At 41.1% G+C, this 21,564-nt stretch carries 20 protein-coding genes; all 20 read right to left on the minus strand.

Annotated features, from left to right (window positions below):
- Positions 1-69: 69 nt before the first annotated feature.
- Complete coding sequence (locus ACTQ1L_RS11135) at positions 70-1,353, minus strand: diaminopimelate decarboxylase (RefSeq protein WP_441367180.1); 1,284 nt, start codon at positions 1,351-1,353, stop codon at positions 70-72.
- Between the two features lie 5 nt (positions 1,354-1,358).
- Entirely contained in the window at positions 1,359-1,589 is a 231-nt protein-coding gene (locus tag ACTQ1L_RS11140) for an acyl carrier protein (protein ID WP_012743481.1), read from the minus strand.
- A gap of 1 nt (position 1,590) precedes the next feature.
- Positions 1,591-3,237 carry an AMP-binding protein gene (locus ACTQ1L_RS11145; RefSeq protein ID WP_441367181.1) on the minus strand — a complete coding sequence of 549 codons (1,647 nt, stop codon included), beginning with the start codon at positions 3,235-3,237 and terminating at the stop codon, positions 1,591-1,593.
- 106 nt (positions 3,238-3,343) lie between these two features.
- Positions 3,344-4,318, minus strand: coding sequence for a glycosyltransferase family 2 protein (locus ACTQ1L_RS11150; protein ID WP_441367183.1), 975 nt, complete (start codon positions 4,316-4,318; stop codon positions 3,344-3,346).
- Positions 4,300-4,884 (minus strand): VanZ family protein, encoded by a 585-nt coding sequence (locus ACTQ1L_RS11155; protein WP_441367185.1) that lies wholly within the window; start codon positions 4,882-4,884, stop codon positions 4,300-4,302. Before ACTQ1L_RS11155 ends, ACTQ1L_RS11150 begins: the two co-directional genes overlap by 19 nt.
- Positions 4,881-5,051: a hypothetical protein gene (locus ACTQ1L_RS11160; protein ID WP_015517224.1), complete on the minus strand. Its 171-nt coding sequence runs from the start codon at positions 5,049-5,051 to the stop codon at positions 4,881-4,883. Before ACTQ1L_RS11160 ends, ACTQ1L_RS11155 begins: the two co-directional genes overlap by 4 nt.
- Before the next feature lie 167 nt (positions 5,052-5,218).
- Entirely contained in the window at positions 5,219-6,586 is a 1,368-nt protein-coding gene (gene glmM, locus ACTQ1L_RS11165; RefSeq protein WP_441367187.1) for a phosphoglucosamine mutase, read from the minus strand.
- A 149-nt stretch (positions 6,587-6,735) separates the two neighbouring features.
- Positions 6,736-8,223, minus strand: coding sequence for a DUF1015 domain-containing protein (locus ACTQ1L_RS11170; RefSeq protein WP_441367189.1), 1,488 nt, complete (start codon positions 8,221-8,223; stop codon positions 6,736-6,738).
- Between the two features lie 88 nt (positions 8,224-8,311).
- A complete protein-coding gene (locus ACTQ1L_RS11175; RefSeq protein WP_441367191.1) occupies positions 8,312-9,559 on the minus strand; it encodes a glycoside hydrolase family 3 N-terminal domain-containing protein in 1,248 nt (415 codons plus the stop codon).
- A gap of 2 nt (positions 9,560-9,561) precedes the next feature.
- On the minus strand, positions 9,562-10,632 hold the full coding sequence (locus ACTQ1L_RS11180; RefSeq protein WP_441367193.1) for an LCP family protein: 1,071 nt from the start codon (positions 10,630-10,632) through the stop codon (positions 9,562-9,564).
- 31 nt (positions 10,633-10,663) lie between these two features.
- Positions 10,664-11,389 (minus strand): CpsD/CapB family tyrosine-protein kinase, encoded by a 726-nt coding sequence (locus tag ACTQ1L_RS11185; RefSeq protein ID WP_441367194.1) that lies wholly within the window; start codon positions 11,387-11,389, stop codon positions 10,664-10,666.
- Entirely contained in the window at positions 11,389-12,159 is a 771-nt protein-coding gene (locus ACTQ1L_RS11190) for a YveK family protein (RefSeq protein ID WP_441367196.1), read from the minus strand. Before ACTQ1L_RS11190 ends, ACTQ1L_RS11185 begins: the two co-directional genes overlap by 1 nt.
- 205 nt (positions 12,160-12,364) lie before the next feature.
- Entirely contained in the window at positions 12,365-14,452 is a 2,088-nt protein-coding gene (locus ACTQ1L_RS11195) for a L,D-transpeptidase family protein (protein ID WP_441367197.1), read from the minus strand.
- A gap of 136 nt (positions 14,453-14,588) precedes the next feature.
- Positions 14,589-15,650 (minus strand): glycosyltransferase family A protein, encoded by a 1,062-nt coding sequence (locus tag ACTQ1L_RS11200; protein WP_441367199.1) that lies wholly within the window; start codon positions 15,648-15,650, stop codon positions 14,589-14,591.
- 2 nt (positions 15,651-15,652) lie between these two features.
- A complete protein-coding gene (locus ACTQ1L_RS11205) occupies positions 15,653-16,780 on the minus strand; it encodes a glycosyltransferase family 2 protein (protein WP_441367200.1) in 1,128 nt (375 codons plus the stop codon).
- Positions 16,781-16,843: 63 nt separating this feature from the next.
- Positions 16,844-17,836: a glycosyltransferase family 2 protein gene (locus ACTQ1L_RS11210; RefSeq protein ID WP_441367202.1), complete on the minus strand. Its 993-nt coding sequence runs from the start codon at positions 17,834-17,836 to the stop codon at positions 16,844-16,846.
- Between the two features lie 3 nt (positions 17,837-17,839).
- Positions 17,840-18,106: an HPr family phosphocarrier protein gene (locus ACTQ1L_RS11215; protein ID WP_321110060.1), complete on the minus strand. Its 267-nt coding sequence runs from the start codon at positions 18,104-18,106 to the stop codon at positions 17,840-17,842.
- 37 nt (positions 18,107-18,143) lie between these two features.
- Positions 18,144-19,610, minus strand: coding sequence for a CdaR family protein (locus ACTQ1L_RS11220; RefSeq protein WP_441367204.1), 1,467 nt, complete (start codon positions 19,608-19,610; stop codon positions 18,144-18,146).
- Positions 19,576-20,481: a diadenylate cyclase CdaA gene (gene cdaA, locus ACTQ1L_RS11225; RefSeq protein ID WP_441367205.1), complete on the minus strand. Its 906-nt coding sequence runs from the start codon at positions 20,479-20,481 to the stop codon at positions 19,576-19,578. Before cdaA ends, ACTQ1L_RS11220 begins: the two co-directional genes overlap by 35 nt.
- 36 nt (positions 20,482-20,517) lie before the next feature.
- Positions 20,518-21,558: a hypothetical protein gene (locus tag ACTQ1L_RS11230; protein ID WP_441367207.1), complete on the minus strand. Its 1,041-nt coding sequence runs from the start codon at positions 21,556-21,558 to the stop codon at positions 20,518-20,520.
- Positions 21,559-21,564 lie beyond the last annotated feature (6 nt).

The following is a 21,564-nucleotide window of genomic DNA, read 5'->3' on the forward strand; positions in this document are numbered from 1 at the left end:
CATACTATATACTTAACAAAAATAAATCAGCTATACTAATGTTTATAGTATAGCTGATAAATATACAAATTACAATTTTTTTCCGGCCAGATTTATCTCCGCCGCCGGAATATGCTCCCTCAGGCACTCATATCCGCATTCCTTCGAATACGCATATATAGCCGGAAGCTGTCTTGACAGAAAGAGCGCCGGTGCTTCTGTCACAGAGTATGCGCCACAGTGCCCGAACTCTATAATATTATCAATTTCCAGTCTTGGTAAGACAACTTCACGCACCATGACATCTGCAACTGTACATAAACTTCCACACAAGGTATAGTCCTCACAATCATTTGCTTTCTGCATATTTTTATTAATAATATCGTTTATACATTCATATCCAACCATGCCACGTACTCTACATACATCAGATGATTTTTCAAGTTCCCAGTCAATACCATCAAACACCTTAATCGGCGGCACCTGCATAGCCATTCTCTGTCCAAAGTAATTCAGGTGGTGGATTCCTCCATCCAGAATTGCATAATTGGCATCGCCTGTCGATTTTAAGTCCTTTACCTGTGTGTAATATTTACCGCATGAGGCCGCTAGGAAGCGTCCCATCTCAATGCCAAGCGGATATTCCACAGCAAATTCTCTAAGCACCTCTGCTGCCTCATCAAGTGATTGTTTTTCCTTTTCCTGCCAGTCATCCTCAAAATACTCCACGTAAAGCCCCGGGCCATACTCTACAAGCTGTGGCTCAAAGCCGTATTTTTCTTTTAATCCGGTCAGTGCAGACTTTATTTTTTCCAGGTCCTTATTTATTTTGCGCAGGCTCTTCTGTGTGCCGGAATAGTAGTGGATACCCATTACCGCAATACCCTTAAACTCATCCGGATGCGAAATAATGTATTCAATATCCTCAAGCGACATGCCAAACTGGTTGCCACTTGTCAGGCGCAGTATGACCTGTGCTTTCGTTTCGGCAAACTCGGCTTCATGCGCACCTTCCTGTATACATTCAAGCATCACTTCTGATATCAGCGTCGCATGTCTTATGCTCTCACATGTCAGTATGCCGGCGCCATATGAAACTGCTCGCTCTATATCGCATTTTTCCTTCATCACACCTGAATAGATGATGCTCTCCGGCTTCACGCCAAGTGCAATACATATCTCAAGCTCTCCCGGGCTGCACACCTCCACATGATCTAAGCCCTCCGGCAGCCTGTGAAGCAGAAATGGGTTTGCCTTTATCGAAAAGCAAAGCGATATCCTACGTCCTCCTTTACAATCAAGAGCAGCCCTTATCATGGCTGCTCTTTTTGCAAACTCATCCGTATCAAATACATAGTACGGTGTCTGTCTCATATGCTTTATTCCTCCACAAGCTCTTTCACAAGCTTCTCGATTGCATCTACTGAGTTGAAATTCTCAGGAACCAGATCCTTTGGTCTGATTGTGATATCAAACTCATCAGTCAGCTCCGATACGAGTGAAACTATATCAAATGACTCAAGAATTTTGTCATCGATAAGCTTTGTCTCCTTCTCAAAATCCACATCCGGTCTTAATTCCTCTAAAATCTCTAAAATTGTGTCTCTCATTTTACATTTCCTCCAGTTTTTTCATATCATATTTTCCGTTTGGAAGCTTAGGAAGCTGCTCCAGTTTCTTGATTTTCCTTGGCACCATAAAGCCCGGTAGCTCGTCCCTCAGTGCCAGCGCAAGGCTTCTCCTGTCACAGTCACCTGTGTAGAAAAGTATCAGCACCTCTTTTGCTTTATTATATATAACGCAGCTTTCTGCGACTCCCTCGACCACATTGGCGGCATGCTCCACCTCGTCAAGCTCCACACGGTGTCCCATGTGCTTTATCTGGCGATCCATACGTCCACAGAAATGAAGTATGCCGTCCTCATCGAGCCTTCCGTAATCCCCTGTGCGGTACATCCGCTCAGGATAAGCCTTGTTGAGTGGATTGAGTGTAAATGCCGCTTCGGTTCTCTCATTGTCATTATAATACCCCAGCGCCAGGATTGGTCCACATACGCATATCTCGCCCTGTTCTCCGACAGCCGGCTCATTTCCATGCTCATCTATCAGGAAAACTCTGTAATTGTCATAAGCGCGGCCTATCGGAAGCACCTCGTCATCTTCCACTGTATGATCCACGCTATAGTAGGTGCATGATGCTGTGGCCTCTGTCGGTCCATACTGGTTCACAAAATGTGCTTCCGGCAGATTTTCCTGCCATTTTCTGAGTACCCTGCACGGCATCACTGAGCCTGAGAAGCAGATTTTTCTGAGACTCTTAAGCCCTACTTCCTCAAATGCGCCAAGCGATGTGAGGATAGTAAATGCCGAAACACTCCAGCCGACACTGCTGACCTTCTTATCATTCATGTAATCAAACAGGGCATTTGGCTCCATAAAATACTCTTTTGGAATAATCGCTGTGCTGCAGCCGGTTTTTAGAGGCAGATAAATGTCCCTGATTGCCGCAATATAGTCAAGCGGCGACTGATTGCCCAGCACATCACTTTCCTCTATATGCATCACATCACAATATGCGTTGATGTACGTCATAAGTGACAGATGTGATGTCATGACTCCCTTCGGATTGCCGGTGGAGCCTGACGTGTAGATAATGTACAGCGGGTCTGTCATGGACATCTGTCGGCGGACTGCTGCGAGCTTCTCCAGTGAGCTGTCATCTGTTTTTCCTGCACAGCCTGCGACAACACCACCATCTGTATCGTTATCACTATCCGTCACAGCGTCTCCTGCTGATTCTCTGATTTTACAATTACTATCAGCGCACGCCGCCTGCTCGAAGCGCGATATATCCTCAGCAATAAATATCTGCGGTCTATCGAAGCCTTCTGACTTTGCCAGCTCATCCACTATGCTCTCCACATGCTCAAGGCTTTCCCTGTCTGCAACAATAGCCCTTGGACACAGATTTTCAAGAATTTTCTCAATTCTCTTGTCAGGAAGCGATGCATCAATCGGCGCATACGGTCTGCCTGCATATACCACTCCCAGGAAGTATGCCGGTGTCACCATTTTCCTTCCGGCAAATACTGCAACAGGGGTTCTGTCCACTCCAAGCTGTTCTATCAGATATGCTCCTGTATTTCTTGCTATATCATACACCTGTGCAAATGTAATGCTGCTTTCAATATCTGAAAACGCAGCCTTGTCAGGGTATTTTGCCACTGTGGCCTCAAGCCACTCCAGTACGTTTTTCATCTTATTCCTCTTTCATGCAATAATAAACGTTGCCGGGAAAAATTATAGCACATAACATCCGAAAAAAATGTCATGTGCTATCGAATTAAGAATTCTTAAGAAAGCCTTAATATTTCTCTGTAGGTTTTTCTATATTTGATTCTCCTATTAAATATATCGGTCTGTCCTTTGCCTCAAGATAAAGCTTTGACAGATACAGTCCAAGTATCCCTATACTAAGAAGCTGTATGCCACCGATAAAAAGAATGATGACCACAGTTGATGCCCAGCCTGCTACCGGATCACCAAACACAAGTCTTCTGATTATGATAAAAAGCATGGCTGTTATCGCCACAATAAAGCTGAACACCCCGGCTATTGAAGCCATGTATAGCGGAGCGTTGGAAAATGCCACTATTCCGTCAAGGCTATACAAAAAGAGCTGCCAGAATGACCATTTTGTCTCACCTGCCACCCTATTTACATTCTCAAACTCAAGCCACTTCACCTTAAAACCAACCCATCCAAACAGTCCCTTTGAAAACCTGTTGTATTCCTTGAGGGACAGCAGTGCATCCACGTATTTCCTGTTCATAAGCCTGTAGTCGCGTGCGCCGTCAACCATATTGGCCTTTGATATTCTGCTCATGAGCCTGTAAAATTTTCTGGCAAAAAAAGATCTGATCGGTGGTTCACCCTTGCGTGTCACCCGCCTCGTGCCGACTGCATCATACCCCTCTTTAGTAAGAACCTGATACATCTTCGGAAGCATCTCCGGGGGATCCTGAAGGTCTGCATCCATTATTGCCACATACTCACCCACAGCATGCTGCAAGCCTGCATACATGGCTGCCTCCTTGCCAAAATTACGCGAAAAAGATATGTATTTCACACCGGAATCATTTGTCGCAAGCTCCTTTGTGACATCAAGTGTCCCATCTGATGAGCCGTCATCCACTATAATCAGCTCATAGGACAATCCCGCTGTCTCACTCTCTTGATTCATCTGATTAAACAGCTGGGTTATTTTATTATAAAAAAGAGGCAGAGCCTCTTTCTCGTTAAAGCATGGTACCACAATGCTTATCTTATTTTTTTCCATATAAGCCACCCTGCATATAATATCAAATAAATAAAAAATCCGATTGCTGCTCCTGCCGTATTGGTCACAAAATCATCCAACTGACAATATCCCCTGCCTGTGATTAACTGCGTATACTCAATTGCAGCGCTTGTAAGAGCACCAACAGGTATTGTAAACCATCTCATCCAGTTTTTAAAAACCAGCGGAAACAAAAGTCCAAATGGTATAAACAATACTATATTTTCTATAAAATAAGCGTGCATTTGCAGTGTCATGCCCCAAGTGCTCCACAGCACCATATCGGCGACGCCCGTTCTGCTTCCCGGCTCCCTTGAATAATACACTATCATTATAAGCGTATACATATAAGCCACAAATGCGCCGCAGAACAGCATATGCCATATTTTGCCCACTATCTTTTTTCTTCTCTCATCTGCCTGTGATACCTCTCTCATTGTGAAAAGATATCGCAACAGACACACAAAAATATACATCGCAATGCAGATTAAAGCCAAATATACCGCTGACGGAAGATATTTGAACTTTTCCTGTATGTCTCTTATTATATAATCCTTTAAACTCAATGTCCTTTTTTATGCTCCTTGTAGGCACGAATGAACTCCAGCTGTCGTTCATCGTCCTTTTTCTGTTCGTCATCAGACATATGACTCACTTTAATAATTATACACAATATTATGCCAATTACAATAATACCGGCACATAATATAAAAATAATTAAGATTTCAGGCATAGACTATTTCCTCCGGCAGAATTTAATTCCTATTCTCTCTACAGATTAAATTATATCCACTTAATTTATCTTAATTCACTCATTTATGAACCCTGATAACAGCAAAAGCTGCATGATATTCTCACACAGCTTTTGTATATTACGTGTATTATCTTTGGCATTAACCTTTATTTCAATTTTGCAACAACCATATCCACATATTTCTGACAGATTTCTTCGCTCTCTGCCTCAACCATGACACGGATAACAGGCTCTGTGCCGGACTCACGCACAAGTATACGTCCTGTATCACCAAGCTCTGCAGTAACCTGGTCGATGGCCGCCTGAACCTCAGTATTGGCAAGTGCCTCAGCCTTGTCAGCTACACGCACATTCTGAAGTACCTGTGGGTAAATGTTAAGTCCCTCACATAACTGGCTCATCTTCTGTTTTCTCGCCATCATGACCTCCATCATCTTAAGGCTGGTAAGGATACCGTCTCCTGTTGATGCATACTTAGAGAAAATGATATGTCCTGACTGCTCTCCGCCGATGCGGCAGCCGTTCTGCTGCATGTACTCGTATACATATTTATCACCTACTGCAGTCTTTGCGTAGCCGATTCCAAGCTCATCAAGAGCCTTATAGAGTCCAAAGTTAGACATAACTGTTGTGACAACAGTATTGTTATCAAGCTTTCCTCTCTCTTTCATGTACTTTCCATAGATGTAGAGAATATGGTCTCCTGTAATTACATTGCCCAGTTCGTCTACACAAAGACATCTGTCTGCATCTCCATCGTATGCGAAGCCTACATCAAGTCCATTGTCCACTACATATTTCTGTAAGCCCTCGATATGTGTAGAACCGGCATTGTTGTTGATGTTGAGACCGTTTGGCTCATTGTTGATGACATAGCACTTTGCTCCGAGTGCCTCAAAAATAGACTTTGCCATATTCCATGAGCTTCCGTTGGCACAGTCAAGACCAACCTTCATGCCCTTGAATGAGTAGACTCCAAGCGATATGAGGTATCCCATGTAACGGTTACGGCCTGCCACATAGTCAACTGTGCATCCGATAGCATCCTTATGTGCATAAGGCAGCTCCTTCCACTCCTGACCAAACAGGCGTAGCTTGCCGTCTATATAGTCCTCGACAAGGAGAATTGTCTCCTCATCCATCTTCTCTCCATTGCTATTGATAAGCTTGATTCCGTTATCATAGTAAGGATTGTGGCTTGCTGAAATCATGATACCACAGTCAAAATCATCTGTTCTGGCTACATATGCTACTGATGGAGTTGTGGTAACGTGTAATAGATATGCATCTGCTCCCGATGCTGTAAGTCCTGATACCAGCGAATACTCAAACATGTAGCTTGAACGTCTTGTATCCTTTCCTATTACTATCTTTGCCGGTTCATCAAGCTGTTTCTGCTTCTTAAGCTCTCCATAATACCAGCCTAAAAATCTACCAATCTGATATGCATGCTCTGCTGTTAAATTAACGTTGGCCTCTCCACGGAAGCCGTCTGTTCCAAAGTATTTTCCCATTGTCGTCCCCTTGTGAATAAATTTTTCTTATATTATACACTTAATAAATATGTTTGTGTAGTAAAATAAGCTTATTTGTTAAATTATTCGACTTCATAAAATCAATTGTTTATTAATGTGATAAAATTGACATATTATGTAAATCAAGGCTACATAGATATCTTATGACACTCCATATAGTATCTCTTCTCATTCGCTTCTCCGATTGAGAATGTCTTTCTCGGAAGTACTCCGCCCGCATTGATTGCAGGAAACAATGTGCTCTTGTCTATCGACTGAAGAAAAATGCCACATCCTTTAGTCTCCTGTACCAGTCCGTGAAGTGCCTCATCACCATGGATATAGTCAATTACCACATTGGCATGTGTCTCAAGATATTTATCTAAAATACCCTGAAGTATCTCAACCGGAAGACGATCACCGCGGTTTGTAATATTTATTCCATGTGTCTTAATTGCTGCTGTGCAGGTTCCATCATTATTTTCCAGAATCGCTTCATTGCCATTTGCCGTTTTTGCACTGTCACCGCTTCCTGATTCAATATACTCAAATACTATCTCATCGCCCTCAGTGCTCTCAAGCCCCTGTTTTGTGATTTCAGCTTCAAAAAACGACAGCATATCCTTTACATCAACATTTGTAAGAAGTCTGTGAATAGGCTTAAACTCAAGTGCCCCACTATGCAGATTGCAGATTTCCACAAGAGCATACCTTGCAGGATGAGTTTTCAACTGCTCCTCTGTGAATTTTCCTGATTTTTTGATATTTTCCCAGCAGGTCTTCGCTGTCGCAAGCGAATGGTTTCCATCACCTACTGCAAACAAAAAGCCTCCACAGCTATTCTGTTTTGCTGCAAATGCCTCTGTCACCTGCTTTGCTGCCTCACCCTCGACAGCATAGCCGCGGATATGTCCGCCACCCTGCATAAGGTCTGTATCGTAAAGCTTACGAAGAGTATCCCTGATGGCATACACACACTCGATTATACCATGCTTTACAGCTCCTATATTTATAACATTTTCCCTTGAAGCTTCCATGCATCCATCAGTATTTTGTCCGTCTATCGGATCATCAACAAGCAGCATAACATGTGGCAGCTCAATCGCAGCATGCTCCCTGATTTTCACTCTCGGTGGTATACGCGAGATTACAGTTCCCTCGGTAGCTCTGATAAGTGTCTTCTTTTTCGGGTCGAAATCATAGTCATCCAAATCAATAAGTCCTACTATTCCAAGGCGTACCCCAGACTCTGTAGTACGCTCAACAAGCACATATCCGTCTGTCACTGCCTGCTTTAAGGTTCCATCTGTGAGATATGTATCCATCGTGGTATTGATATATTTGATTCTCTCATCATCTGTCATTGAAGCATATTTTGTTTTCCTGCCGGTTTCTTTGTCATTTTTGACACCATCCCCTGACGAATTGCAATCATTCTCCTGTTTTGTAATTGTTCCCAGATATATCTCAGGGAACACCACATTAAGCGTTGAGGGTGCATCATCCACATACTTTTCCACAGCATCCCAATAATCCGCCTGACTTGTGAACTGGTCACAGGCGATAACTGACCATTTTTCCATATCTATATCATCGTTTGGCAAAAGAATATTTGCCGTATTGAAACAATTTGACATATTAACAATTCTCCTTTAAATATACAAAATATATAACAAAAATCCGCTATACTCTATAGTATAACGGATTTTTGTTTATTTGCATATATTAAATTCCTTTTGTTGTAAGAATTCTTCCAACTGCATCATCTAATTTTTCTGCCGGTATCTCTCCACTGTTAACCGCTGATAATACCGCATTATAGCTGCCCTCGAAGCCTGTTGAAACATAAATCATGCTCATTCCTGCTTTAACCGCTGCCACAGCCGCCTCATCCTGTGTACATACCTTATTAAGAGATGCGTCTGATAAATCATCTGTAATCAAAAGGCCATTAAAGCCCATGGTAGTTCTCATATAGTTTACGGCACCTGCTGATGTAGAGCATGGCGTGGTTTCCTCTCCTGTCACACTCTGGCAAAGCACATTTCCCATCATGATTGCCGGAACACCTGCTTCAATTGCCTTCTGATATGGCACAAAATCAGATGCCTCAAGATCCTCCAGCTTGTCTGTCATCCAGAGCATTCCTGTCGCTGAATCTGTAGTAGCCTTTCCTTTTCCCGGAAAGCTCTTTGCTACAGAATTGATTCCTGCACCATTATAGCTGCTTACCTGTGCTGCAACACAGTCACCTACAGTCGATGACTCGCTGCCAAATGCATATGTATCGTTATCTGCATTGTCACCGTATGCTATATCCGCTGTCGGCCCAAAATTCATATTAAGGCCATTGGTAGCCATATATGAGCCTATCTTTCCTGCACTGCTGCCCGCTGCGTCAGCATCTCCAAGCTGTGATGGTGCCTGCTGTGCCTCATATCCATTAGCTGAAGCAAGAGGAAGTCTTTCTCCACCTTCTTCATCAATTGCAAGAAACAGATTCACGCCCAGTCGCTCCTGCGAAAATGACTGAAGACTGCTCATCATCTTTGTAACTGCAGCCTCACCTGAGAAATTCTCCTGTCTAAAAACAAAACCACCAAGAGGATATGTACCAATAGCTGCCTTTGTCTTATTACCGGCCTGAGTGAACTGTGATACACCTGTAATCTCCTCAGGTCTCGTAATGAATAGCTGAGCTACCTTTTCCTCTGTTGTCATAGAAGACAGCTTTGTCTTGACAGAATCTGACATAGTAAATGCCGATGCTGCCGGCTGTCCATCAGCTTGTACCTGCTGAGTTCCATCCGTCTCCTGAGTAGGATTCTGTGTCTCCTGCTGGCTTTCTGTTATTTTCTTATTCGCCTTATTCCCCGGCATCACAAAATGCACTGCTCCAAATACCAGCACAACTATCAGTGCAATTACTTCTATTGTGATGAGATACTTATCTCCATTTTGTCTGAAGTTCATATTTAATCCCCAAAATCTGTATTTGTTAAATCATTATTAGGCCCACTGACTTTTGCAGATAATGCACTACTGTACTCATTAACAGTCGCACTAGGAGTGTAACCTGTATCTCCGTCAAGAAACTGATGAACACCTGTTGCCATGTCTGCAAGTGTAGTAGGCACCTCAACCCATGCACCATCAACCTTTCCACCATAGAATACCTGTGGATATGCTGTCGAATCCTCAACAGTGTAATCTGCAAGGTTTTTGAACACTGAAAGAATCTCATTTGTATCATAATTGGTATTAACATGGCTGATAAGATCTGATACCATCTTAATTTTTGCAGCTGTATTCATCTCTTTAGCCGATTCAAAAACCTTAAAAAGAACTGTTCTCTGTCTCTCAGCACGTTTATAATCTCCACCTGCTGTATAACGGATTCTTGAATATGCAACTGCCTGTGTTCCATCAAGTGTATATGTACCGGCTGATGTAATATGGTCAGAGCTTGTACCACGCACTTTATTGACCTCGTCAATATATCCGTTAATTACTTTAACCTCTGAATCATCAAGATCCTGCACAATACCTCCAACTTCATCTATTATCTCACCGACTGTGTTAAAGTTTACAGTTACATAATTTTTAATATCAAGATCCAGATTTTTGTTAAGCGTATCAACTGCAAGCTTCGGACCACCAAATGCATGAGCATGTGTCACTTTCTGATATCCATGACCATCAATATTCATCATACAGTCTCTAAAAATGGATACCATACGTATCTTTTTAGCATCATGGTCAACCTTTACAACCATAATGGAATCCGATCTGGTTCCCTTGTCAAGCTGATCTGAACGGCTGTCAACACCAAACAATGCAAATTCTTCTATTCCTGATTTATCAGGAGTATTCTCATCTGTCTTCTGACTTTCTTCTTCAGACTCCACTGCCTCTGAGCCCTTATTTGCATCATTGGTTCCATTATTCTGAACCTTACCGCTGTTAATTTTAACAAGTACAACTGCTATTATTACAATCAAAGCAACAAATACAACTGCTATTATTATATTTTTCCTTTTCTTCATCTGCCACAATTCTCCGTCATCGTATTACTGTCTATTTTTCTTCCTCGTCTCTACCATAGTAATTGCCATAGTAATTACCATAATAGTTGCCATAATAGTGACCGTATTTGGATTCCTCAAACTTGCACTTATTGAGAACCGCCCCAAGAATCTTCACTCCTGAATCCTCAAGTGTACGCTTTGTATTGATGATTGCACGGCTGCTTGTAACATTCTGTGCTGCAACAATGACAGCTCCATCAACATTCTTTCCGACTACTGCAGCATCAATTGCAGCTCCTGTAGGCGGTGTATCAACAAGCACATAGTCAAAATTCTTCTCTCCAAACTCTATAAGCTCTGCAAATTCTTTTGTCTCAAGAAGCTCTGTAGGATTTGGCACCTCATGTCCTGCAAATAAAATAAATACACCTTTTATATTGGTCGCATAAACAACCTTGTCCAAACCGACCTGTCCTGAAAGATAATGTGACAATCCGTAAATCTTCTCTCCACTTTCAACCTTTGCTCTGAGTCGTCCGACAAGAACTGACTTACGCATATCTGTATCTACAACAAGTACTGACTTCTTTGAGTCTGCCATTGACCTTGCAAGATCCATAACAACAGTAGTTTTTCCCTCATTAGGAACACTACTTGTAAAAAGGATTGATTTCACTCCCTTACCACTGAAGCTGATGCTTGTCTTTAAAGCTCGGAGTGATTCTTTCATTGTATAGCTCTGGTCTTTTATCTGATTAATTACTACTGTTTCCATTAAACTGCCCTCTTTTTACTGCTTGAATTAGATGTCTTTGATTTTTTCTTTCTCCTCTTTTCCTTTGCTCCATCGTACTCAGTCGTATCAACAGGAAGTGAAGCAAGTACCTTGAGTCCTGTTCTGCTCTCCATATCATCAGCATTAGAGATTGTATCATCAAGCATATATCCAAGTACTACCATTCCTGCCGCAAGGAAAAGTCCCAGCACCGCACCTATTACAGTATTCTTCAGAATATTGTTGTTCACAGGTGTCTTTGAAGCGTATGCGGTCTGAATAATCTTTGGCTGTGACTGTTCCATATTATCTGCTATGTACTGTGACGAAACATTTGCTATCTCATCCGCTACAGCCTTTGCGTCATCATAATCAGTGTCTGTAACTACAATTTTTAATACACGGGTATCTGTAGGGTTTTCAATTGATACTCTCTGCTTGAGCTCTTCATATGTCTCATCCATATTCAGATTGTCAATAACCTTTGAGAGTACTGTTCTTCCGGTGATTACATACTCATAATCATTTGTAAGGCTGGAGCCTACCTGTATATCAGCAAGACTTGTGATAGATGTAGACTTTGTAAGTACATACATCTCGGCTGATGCATCATACTCCGGTACAAATGTAATCTTGGAATACAATCCAAATACTGCTGCAAGAAGCACTATCGATGCTACAAGCGCTTTCCAGTGCTTCACTAGTTCGTGGAACAATGCCACTAAATCAATTTCAATTTCCTGATCTCTTATTGGTTCGTTATTTTCCATTTTCCTGCCCTTTACATATATTTAATTAATTTCGGTTTAATCCAATGTTATAATACTATACTTTAGTCCTTATGTCCATTTTTAGATGTCACAAAAAAAGTGTTAAGAATATGTCATATTTTGTAAATAATTATGCAATAAAAGAGAAAAATGTCAGGAAACGACATTTTTCTCTTTTATAAAACCATTTAAGTTATTATTGTACTTATAAATCCGGCTTTGGATTTACAGTTATGTTTATTGAACTGCTTGCACCACCCCAGCCAGATATAGCACTTGCTGTAACAGTGATTGTTGCCTGTCCCTGCCCAACAATATGAACCTCTCCGTTTCCATCAACTGTTGCTACTGAATGGTTACTTGACTCATATGTAAGAGGTGCTCCATTATTTACACTAGCATTTACAGAAAAATCTCCATCACCTACTGTCTTTGTCACATTTCCGCATCCTATTGAAACCGATGGTGTCTGAATTGGTTGTGGCTGGGGCTCAGGTTGTGGCTGTGGCTCAGGCTGTGGTTGTGGCTGTGGCTTTGCATTTACAGTAATTGTTATTGTTTTTCTGCCAGCCTTGTATGCTGCTGTAGCCTCTGACTTGACCGTGATTGCCGCTGTTCCCACACCGTTGATTGTTACATTTCCGCTTGCATCTACGCTTGCCACACCCTCGTTGTCACTTGAGTATGTGAGCTTTGCGTTGTCCTGTGCTGTCACACCGAGGTTAAATGGTGCATCTCCTTCGGTAACCGTATGTGAATCTGCCCCGCCAAGGCTCTGTGACTTGCTCTCTACCTTATCTACACCACCGTATACAATAACCTTTTCACCCATTGATACATTTGCAAAAAGCTTCTGTACCTGTGCATATGGCATATTGATACATCCATGGCTTCCGCTGTACAGATAAATATTGCCGCCGAAGGTGCTTCTCCATGATGCATCATGGAATCCGATTCCACCGTTAAATGGAACAAAGAAATTAACCCATGACCTGTAGCCGTCACCATTTAAGTATCTGTTCTTGTCCATTGAGAATATGGAATATACGCCAGTTGGTGTACCATGTCCCTTTGCTATACAGCCTGTAACACATGGGCTGGACACTACCTGCTGTCCATTTTTGTACACATATACCATCTGATTTGTCAGGTCAACCTCACAATAATTGCCACCATATGTAACGTATTCTCCGGTTTCTTCCTCCTGTGCCTCACTGTAAACAGCCTCAACTGTTGCTGACTGTTTCTTATTTATTGCATCAGCAATCGACTCGTATAACTTGTTACCATCCACAGTCTGTCCTGCCGCCGGTACATTTACACTAATTACACTTCCTGAGGTTGTTTTGAACTGTCCCTTTTTTGTCTTTGAAACATCATGCTTTTTGGCAAGCTCTGTGCAGTAATTAGCCATGCTCTCACCATCAAGGGATACTGAAAGTCCATCATTGCCTACAATAAGCCACTGTGAAATCTGATCCTTTCCAACAGTCTCTGTCGAAGCTTTACCTGTAGAAGGATTAAAATTACAGGTTACCGTAACATCAAGGTATGCATTGGCTTCCTTGAGCGCATTCTGGACATAATCGCTGTCCGCTGCCACATCTCCCTCAACATTGCCTGTCTCTGATGCAAGCTCCGCTTTTTCCTTTAATTCTTTTACAGCCTTTTTAAGATTTTTTGTGGCTGTGTCATATACCGGAGCTTCTCCTGCCACTCCATCAACACCTACAAACGCTCCTGCTTCTGCATTGTAAGCTATTGTAGCGCGATATGGCTGTATTGTCCTGATATCAAAGGTCTGTGCTTCACCTGTCGAATCCTGTGTTGTTTCAGATTCCTGCTTTTTATCAGTATCAGAATCGTCTGCGCTTTGTGTTGCTGCATCTGACTGTTCCTGTGTCTTCGCAGTAATATAGGAATCCACCAGTGCACTTTCAAGCTCCTCGGCATTTTTAGTCTTAAAAAGCCCGACCTTTTTTTCCGGTTTCTCATCCTTATTAGCTGCATTGATAAGCATCTGCATATCTGTCTTGTCATTGTATTCAAGTCCCAGTTCATCAGCATTCATATCAAATGAAGCATCATCCAGCTTAACCGCTATCTGATATTTCTTTACTGCGTCTTTTACAGCTTTTTTTGCTTCCTTAGCCGTCATTCCTCCCACATCAACAGATGCAAGTGAATATTTTTCAGGGAATGTATCATAATTCTTTTTTCCACAGCCTGCCATTCCCAGCGCTCCAATCACGCAGGCACCAACTAATAGAAGTTTTACATTTGACTTTTTCATCTTGTTCCTCTTTTATATACAATCTTTTATTATTATCACAGCAACATATTTTATCACTTTATATGAACTGACTCAAGTGAGATTTGTCACATATTTTCTTAATTTTGTTTGTAATTCTTCATCATTATGCTCTTATTTAGTGTCTTATCACATGTAATAAAGGAATAAAAAATCTCCTGTATATGTTGTCACTCATATGAAGCTTATTCAATGCACAAAATACCCTATAATTTTTATTGACACAGTCATACATTTCAGGATTCTTATCGTTAATCTGCTCCACAAAATGCTTCATTCTCTCTCTTAGTTGTCTTTTATCACTGTTTCTTATCAGGCAAAGCTGCATATAGTCATTGATGAACTTACTTGTTTTGCTAAACCACAAGGCTTTTCCGCCTTTGCTGAAATTAGCAGCATCATTTCCTGCATCAATAAGTCTCATTATAACCTTCTCATAATGATCAAGCCTCTTTAACGAACTTTCTATAGAAACACTCTGGTTTACATCTCCAACCCTGTACTCATATAATGGTTTGTCGTATGCATAAAACCGCCGTGCATATGCCATAGGAACTATAGAAAATTCCTGATCCTCATAGAACACCCCTTCAATGAGTGTTCTGCCAATACTTCGATAAAATCCGGTGTTGTATATCACTCCATGAAGACTGAGACCCCACCAGAAATCATATAAATGCTCATTGATATATTCTGCATCGTAAGGTCCTCCATTTTGTTTGATAAACTTATCATCATATGGATACTGATTTGTTCCTTCACGCTGCAAAACATATGATTTGTAACTCATCAACACAACATCTGCAAAATTCTCCTTTTGCTGCTCGTGCTGCTTAAGATAACAAACTGTCTCCTTTAATATCTGAGTATCCACCCAGTCATCAGCATCTACTACTTTAAAATATCTGCCATTTATTATGCCAACTCCTGCATTAATTGCCGAACCATGACCCCCATTCTTTTTATTAAGTATCCTATATACATTTGGATATCTGTCAACATATTTCTGTGCAACTGCCACACTATTGTCAGGTGTTCCATCATTTACAACAACGACTTCTATCTCATTTAAAATAGAGTTATCATCCACTAAAAAAGATGATAACCCTTTATCCAAAAACTTTTCTGCATTATATGTCGGCACAATTATCGATAAAATCTTGTTTGTCTCTCTATCCATCCCTATTTCCTATACAGTTTTTCAACACCACCGGTTTTTTTAAAAAATTCCAGTATTTTTGAAAACTTATTCTCATAAAATTTATTACTCATATGAAACTTATTAAAGATCATAAAAACCTTGTACTTGCGCTGTACCGTATCATACATCAGTGCACTTTCTTTGGCAAGCCTACTGTTAAATGCTTCAACAATGCTGCGGCCATTTTTCCTGTCTGTATTCTTGATAAGTGCTATCTGATAATAGCTTGTAATAATACCAGAGGTTTTTCTTATGAAATGTTCTTTTCCGCCCGCCGGCATTTTATCAAAACTTTTCTCTGCCTCAAGCACCTTAAATATCACCTTGTCCAAATCCGGCAGTCTCTTTACCTGGCTGGCGGCTGATACACTCTGATTTACATCCCCAACCCTGTAAACATACAATTCTTCTTCTACAAATCTAATTGTCTCTGCAAACGAAAACGGTACAGTGGCATATTCCTGATCCTCATAGAACACATGCTCTGCAAGACTATAATTGAGTGATTTGTAAAACGCTGTATTATATAACACACCATGGAATGATAGCCCATCATATACATCATCCCACATATTCAGCACATCATTAAGCCCATACTCTCTGTTAAAATCAGGCACTTTGATATCCGCCGGTCTGTACTCATTCTTCGAAATGTCATAATATCTGAAGCTTTGTATTATAGCATCTGCTTCAGTATGCTCTAGAGAATTGATTAAATGCTTAAGGGCAAGTGTATCTGCCCAATCATCTGCATCTACAACCTTAAAGTACTTTCCCGATACATGCTCCACACCTATATTTATTGCTGATCCATGACCACCATTTTCTTTATTTATGATTTTAAACGTGCCTGGGTACCAGTTCACAAATCTTTGCGCCACTGAAACACTATTATCCGGTGTACCGTCATTCACAACGATAATCTCTAGCTTATCAAGCATATTCATATCGACATCTATTTCCTCAAAGCGGTCATCCTTTGCCGATACGTAATTGTGATATGCAGTTGTTTCGTCTGTATTCCTACATATCAAAAAAGAAGAAAGGCCCTTATTGAGAAACTTTTCTGCATTATAGGTTGGTATTATTATTGATAATATTTTACTCATTTATATGTTATATCCGTCCTGGTTTCCATAATGTTGTAATATTGCCCGACTAGCAAATGGTTACTATCCACGAAGCCTGCTGTATACCCATGCAGCCATAGGAAATAGCTTAAACTGTGTCTTGCGAAGAAGCCATACACTCTTTCTGGAGCAGGCTGCATAAACTCCCGGATGCTCCTCTCTCAGCTTTAAATCAAACGCTTTCATCTGTTCAATGTTTTTCTCATCATTTCCTTTAGCAAGAAAAATCTGATATTCGTCATCCACCGCTTCTGCTATGCCACGCTCTAAATACAGCTTCTTGTAGGTCTGAAGACTGCCATGCACATTATTGTAATCAAAAAGCGCATTAAGCACCCTTAAATGCTGGTCATGACGCTTAATCATCATTTTTATATCCACGCTCTGTCCGCTTCTGCCAAGCCTGTACTGGTATAGTGGAATTGGTGAAAAGGTGATGCTTGTGCAATATGGTATGGGATACAGTATATACTCCTGATCCTCATAAAAACAATGCTCATCCACCCTGATGTCATTTTTTTGCAAAATATCAGTACGTATCGTCATGGAATGTATTGTCACAAGAGGGTCCATAACTGCCTCTGCAAAGCCCCACTCTCTGTTGTAGTGGTAGCTGTTTGATGCTGCCTTTCTGCGCTTTGTGACCTTCATTGTCCTGTCATCAACCAGATTAAAATCATTTGAGATCATATCGGAATGTGTATGTTTCAACAGCTCAACAAACTTTGGCAGTTGACTCTTATCCACCCAGTCATCTCCGTCGAGCACCTTAAAATACTTTCCTGTAGCTCGTGGAATGGCATAGTTTATGGCAGAGCCATGCCCTCCATTCTCCTTTGACAAAACCTTTATACTGTAGGGATATTTATTTTCATAGGTTTTAGCAATCTGGAATGTCCGGTCTGTGGAGCCGTCATTCACAACCAATATCTCAAGACTTCTAAGCACGGATATCTCAATCAGTGAATCCAGACAGTTCTTTATATACTTTTCCACATTGTAGGCCGGCACTACTATGGTAAGAAGCTTTTCCATATGTTACTCTCCAAGTCCATCCTCTATATACTGTATCAGGTATTCCAGAGCCTCAGCTTCATCCTCTCCATCACAGATAAGCTCTATCTCAGCTCCGGATTTGATGCATGCTCCAAGCACTGACAAAACACTTTTTGCATTTGCAGTATTTTGTTCATCGTATCTGAAGTTTACCTTTGACTTAAATTTCATTGCCTCCTTGCAAAGATTCCCTGCCGGACGCAAGTGTAATCCTGTAGGATTCTTAATTGTAATTTTTTGTGATAACAATTTCATTACCTCTTTTCGGTTTTGTTTTATTTAAGGATTATATTCCATCATTATTTGTTGTTTTTGCTTTTGATTCGCTGCTATTGCTTCCGGTATTACTGCCGGAACTTCCTGTACCGGTAGTTCCTGTATCTCCGGCAGTTCCGTTGCTTCCGGTATTTCCTGAGCTTCCGGTATTGCCCGTATTACCGGTGTTGCCGGTATTTGAATCCCCAGTGTCTGAACTGTCCTCATTCTCGGATGAAATAATCACCTGCACCTTTATCTCACCCCAGGTATATTCGGTATTATCAAGATTTGGTGTGACTGTTACCGTATGTGTACCATCGTCTAGTCCTGTCACATCTATCCTGCCCCTGAGTGTCATTCCCGAAAGCTTGTCGATGTTTGATTGTGTTCCACTGACAACCACACTGGTCTTGTCTGTTGCAAATGAAAGTTTATGTCCATCTGAAACACCATCATAGGATATGTTACTGCTATTTAAGGTCAGTGTTGCAGTTGCATTTGTCTCAATCTGTATATCTATGCTAAGCTTAGACTTTCCTGAATTGACAAGTGATACATTATCAGGCAGATATCCCGACAAATCTACAGATGTCTTTATATCCTCTGTCGCACTTGTAATATCAATCGGTCCCACATCTATCGATGTAATACTGTTGAGACTTTCAGCCGCACCCTTTATGAGAACGGATTCCTCAGACAGATTTACTCCAAGCACACTCTTTCCTCCCGCCGGTGAGCCTGTTGTTGAGCATTTGATTGGAACCTCCTTGGTACTGAGCACATCAACTGAAATAGCTACTGACTTGTACTGGCTGTCAATATCAAGCTTTGACATATCGACCTCATCACCATTTTCATCAAGCAATATAAGCTCGCCTCTGTCAGTAATCTGATTATCTGCTACTATTGTATTCTCATCAACCTTGACGGTCACATTTGCAGAAGCAATCTCTGATACCAGTGATTTTGGTCCTCCAACCTTTACAACCTTTGGGTTTGCCTCCGGATTATCCCCCAAAGCCCTGTTGCCGGACACGCTTCCCTCAATCGATACCTTGACCGCAAACTGCTTTTGCATATATTCCTCAATTGAAACCGGTATCTGATGCTCGCCTCTGTTGAATGTAATGGAATGCTTATATTTTGTACAGCCTATATCCACCTTGACCGTAGCAGAATTCGGGTCATCCTTGTCTACAACTATATTCGATAAATCAACGTCTGCATAAAAATCAGAGTCATCAAGCTCAGACAGATAGCTTCTCTTTGCCGATACGGAAAAAGTCACTGTTTTGTCAGACTCTTTTATAGTAGGCCATTTACCCATATCTACCACTGCTTCTTTGCCTGTAACCGACACTGTCGTGGTAAATGTCTTTGTCTTTACCGGATCATTCAGATTGTATACAACCAGCCATAATATAAAAGCAAATGCAACTGCCAGTATTTTATATCCAATATTATTTGTGAAGGTCTTTAGAATCCTGTTTCCCATTCTTAAACCTCCTTTTTATCAATTCAAATCTTGTTGCCTCTCTGTGTCTGTTCTGGAGCTGTTTGAGCTGTTCTTTCAGATATTTTGAATCTATATCATACTCAATATGCCCCTTATAAGCAGTTGACACCGCTCCGGTCTCCTCTGAAACCACTATGGTAAGTGAATCACTGACCTCACTGACACCAACTGCCGCACGATGCCTTGTTCCAAGATCCTTTGAAAGCGCCAGGCTGTCCGACAACGGCAGATAACATGTCGCTGAAACGACACGATTACACCGGACTATCACTGCTCCGTCATGAAGCGGTGTATTTTTCTCAAATATATTGATGAGAAGCTGGCTTGTAAGTATAGCATCAACATCAATTCCTGTTCTGATATACTCTCCAAGATTAATCTCATCCTCTATAACTATAAGCGCTCCTGTTTTTACTTTTCCCATTGCAAAGCATGCTCTTATAAGCTCTTCTATGGTCTTATCTGAAAATTTTTCAACCTCACCATGCGACGTGCTGAAAAAATCCCCAAGAATTGTTTTTCCTCCCAGGTTTTCCAATGCATTTCGAAGCTCCGGCTGAAAAATAACAACCATTGCAACAAGTCCTATATTAAACAGTCTCTCTGCAAGCCACAATATGGTGTCCATCTGGAATATTGCCGCCACAAGCACAAAAAGCAATATAACTATGATTCCCTTAAAGAGATTCCATGCTCTTGTTGTCTTAATCCACAAAAGTATGTTATAGAAGAGTACTGAAATAATGAGTATCTCTATAATATCTATGACACCGATTTTTACACCCGGCACATTTGTAAAAGTAAGAAACTGGTCTTTAAAACGTACCAATACACCACTCACATTTTCCATCGTACCCTCCTTTCCCAACAGTTATTCTGCCTTTCTTTAATCATTATTGTCTTTAAATATGTCTTCATCAATATCAAGCTCTCTCGCTATAGATTTTCTGCTGATATTCTCCTGATTGTGTTTCGGTATTTTCTTTCCCAGGCTTCCTGTATTTCCAAAATGCTTTACCACCTTTTCCTCTGTGGCAATCATCTTCTTTGGAACAGCCTTCACATAATAATAATATTCGTCATCCTCAAACTGTACATTTTCAGTACGTGCATAATCAAGATCCATAAATATAAATCTGATTATAACACCGACTAACAGTGAAAAAATACTTCCAACAACCAGCCATACAAGTCTTGACGTCATTCCAAGTACTAAATATCCGACTAACAGCGAAACAAACTGAATGAGTACGCCGGCCACCGTCGCAATATTCCATGAATTATTGACATTAAGCCGCCTTACCTGATATACAACCAGAGTCGTAATCACAAACACTACCATCACCATGAGCATTTCCTTGTTTTCAAGGAGCTGTCCCATTGTGACATTAATCTTTGTTGCACTGCCACCCTTTTTGTCGGCAACCTCCGCAAGAGCAGAGGCATTCTGCCTGATCCCATCAAGGAAATAATAAACAAGAGTACCACATACTATCGCAATTACTGAATAGGCCTTTCTCAGCAAACCTGCTGCCACAGGCATCACATAAGGAATATGAAGCTGAAAGCACACCGGGGTGAGTAATGTCACCATGCTGTCCTTCGGTGCAAACCTGAAATATAAAAAATATAATACTATAAACAGCACAAAGGTGATAGTGGCAGCCTCAATCGAGAGCTCATACATATCAAGCAATATCATTACCGATGCAATAAATATAGCCGTATTTGCCGGGAAAAGCGCACACAAAAGTGCAAGAACAAGTGCCACCGGCAATGAGCTGATCTGTGTCATATAACCAATATTCAAATCTATTGTCAAAAATGCAGTAAATGCAATAATAAATTTTATTATTGGGAATATATAGTTTTCATATTCACCGTAAAACTTTACTGCCTTGTCTCTAATTTCCAGTAATTTATTCATAAGGGC

This window comes from Agathobacter sp. LCP21S3_B2 (genome assembly GCF_052118705.1).
In the GTDB taxonomy this organism is placed as follows: domain Bacteria; phylum Bacillota; class Clostridia; order Lachnospirales; family Lachnospiraceae; genus Roseburia.

What these genes read in the sequence shown, in the direction of transcription:
- ACTQ1L_RS11210 (WP_441367202.1), bottom strand. Translation starts at nt 17,836, where the DNA reads ATGGAAAAGCTTCTTACCATAGTAGTGCCGGCCTACAATGTGGAAAAG.
- ACTQ1L_RS11185 (WP_441367194.1), bottom strand. Translation starts at nt 11,389, where the DNA reads ATGGAAACAGTAGTAATTAATCAGATAAAAGACCAGAGCTATACAATG.
- ACTQ1L_RS11160 (WP_015517224.1), bottom strand. Translation starts at nt 5,051, where the DNA reads ATGCCTGAAATCTTAATTATTTTTATATTATGTGCCGGTATTATTGTA.
- ACTQ1L_RS11145 (WP_441367181.1), bottom strand. Translation starts at nt 3,237, where the DNA reads ATGAAAAACGTACTGGAGTGGCTTGAGGCCACAGTGGCAAAATACCCT.
- ACTQ1L_RS11140 (WP_012743481.1), bottom strand. Translation starts at nt 1,589, where the DNA reads ATGAGAGACACAATTTTAGAGATTTTAGAGGAATTAAGACCGGATGTG.
- ACTQ1L_RS11200 (WP_441367199.1), bottom strand. Translation starts at nt 15,650, where the DNA reads ATGGATAGAGAGACAAACAAGATTTTATCGATAATTGTGCCGACATAT.
- ACTQ1L_RS11205 (WP_441367200.1), bottom strand. Translation starts at nt 16,780, where the DNA reads ATGAGTAAAATATTATCAATAATAATACCAACCTATAATGCAGAAAAG.
- ACTQ1L_RS11230 (WP_441367207.1), bottom strand. Translation starts at nt 21,558, where the DNA reads ATGAATAAATTACTGGAAATTAGAGACAAGGCAGTAAAGTTTTACGGT.
- ACTQ1L_RS11190 (WP_441367196.1), bottom strand. Translation starts at nt 12,159, where the DNA reads ATGGAAAATAACGAACCAATAAGAGATCAGGAAATTGAAATTGATTTA.
- ACTQ1L_RS11180 (WP_441367193.1), bottom strand. Translation starts at nt 10,632, where the DNA reads ATGAAGAAAAGGAAAAATATAATAATAGCAGTTGTATTTGTTGCTTTG.
- ACTQ1L_RS11220 (WP_441367204.1), bottom strand. Translation starts at nt 19,610, where the DNA reads ATGGGAAACAGGATTCTAAAGACCTTCACAAATAATATTGGATATAAA.
- glmM (WP_441367187.1), bottom strand. Translation starts at nt 6,586, where the DNA reads ATGGGAAAATACTTTGGAACAGACGGCTTCCGTGGAGAGGCCAACGTT.
- ACTQ1L_RS11195 (WP_441367197.1), bottom strand. Translation starts at nt 14,452, where the DNA reads ATGAAAAAGTCAAATGTAAAACTTCTATTAGTTGGTGCCTGCGTGATT.
- ACTQ1L_RS11135 (WP_441367180.1), bottom strand. Translation starts at nt 1,353, where the DNA reads ATGAGACAGACACCGTACTATGTATTTGATACGGATGAGTTTGCAAAA.
- cdaA (WP_441367205.1), bottom strand. Translation starts at nt 20,481, where the DNA reads ATGGAAAATGTGAGTGGTGTATTGGTACGTTTTAAAGACCAGTTTCTT.
- ACTQ1L_RS11170 (WP_441367189.1), bottom strand. Translation starts at nt 8,223, where the DNA reads ATGTCAAATTGTTTCAATACGGCAAATATTCTTTTGCCAAACGATGAT.
- ACTQ1L_RS11175 (WP_441367191.1), bottom strand. Translation starts at nt 9,559, where the DNA reads ATGAACTTCAGACAAAATGGAGATAAGTATCTCATCACAATAGAAGTA.
- ACTQ1L_RS11150 (WP_441367183.1), bottom strand. Translation starts at nt 4,318, where the DNA reads ATGGAAAAAAATAAGATAAGCATTGTGGTACCATGCTTTAACGAGAAA.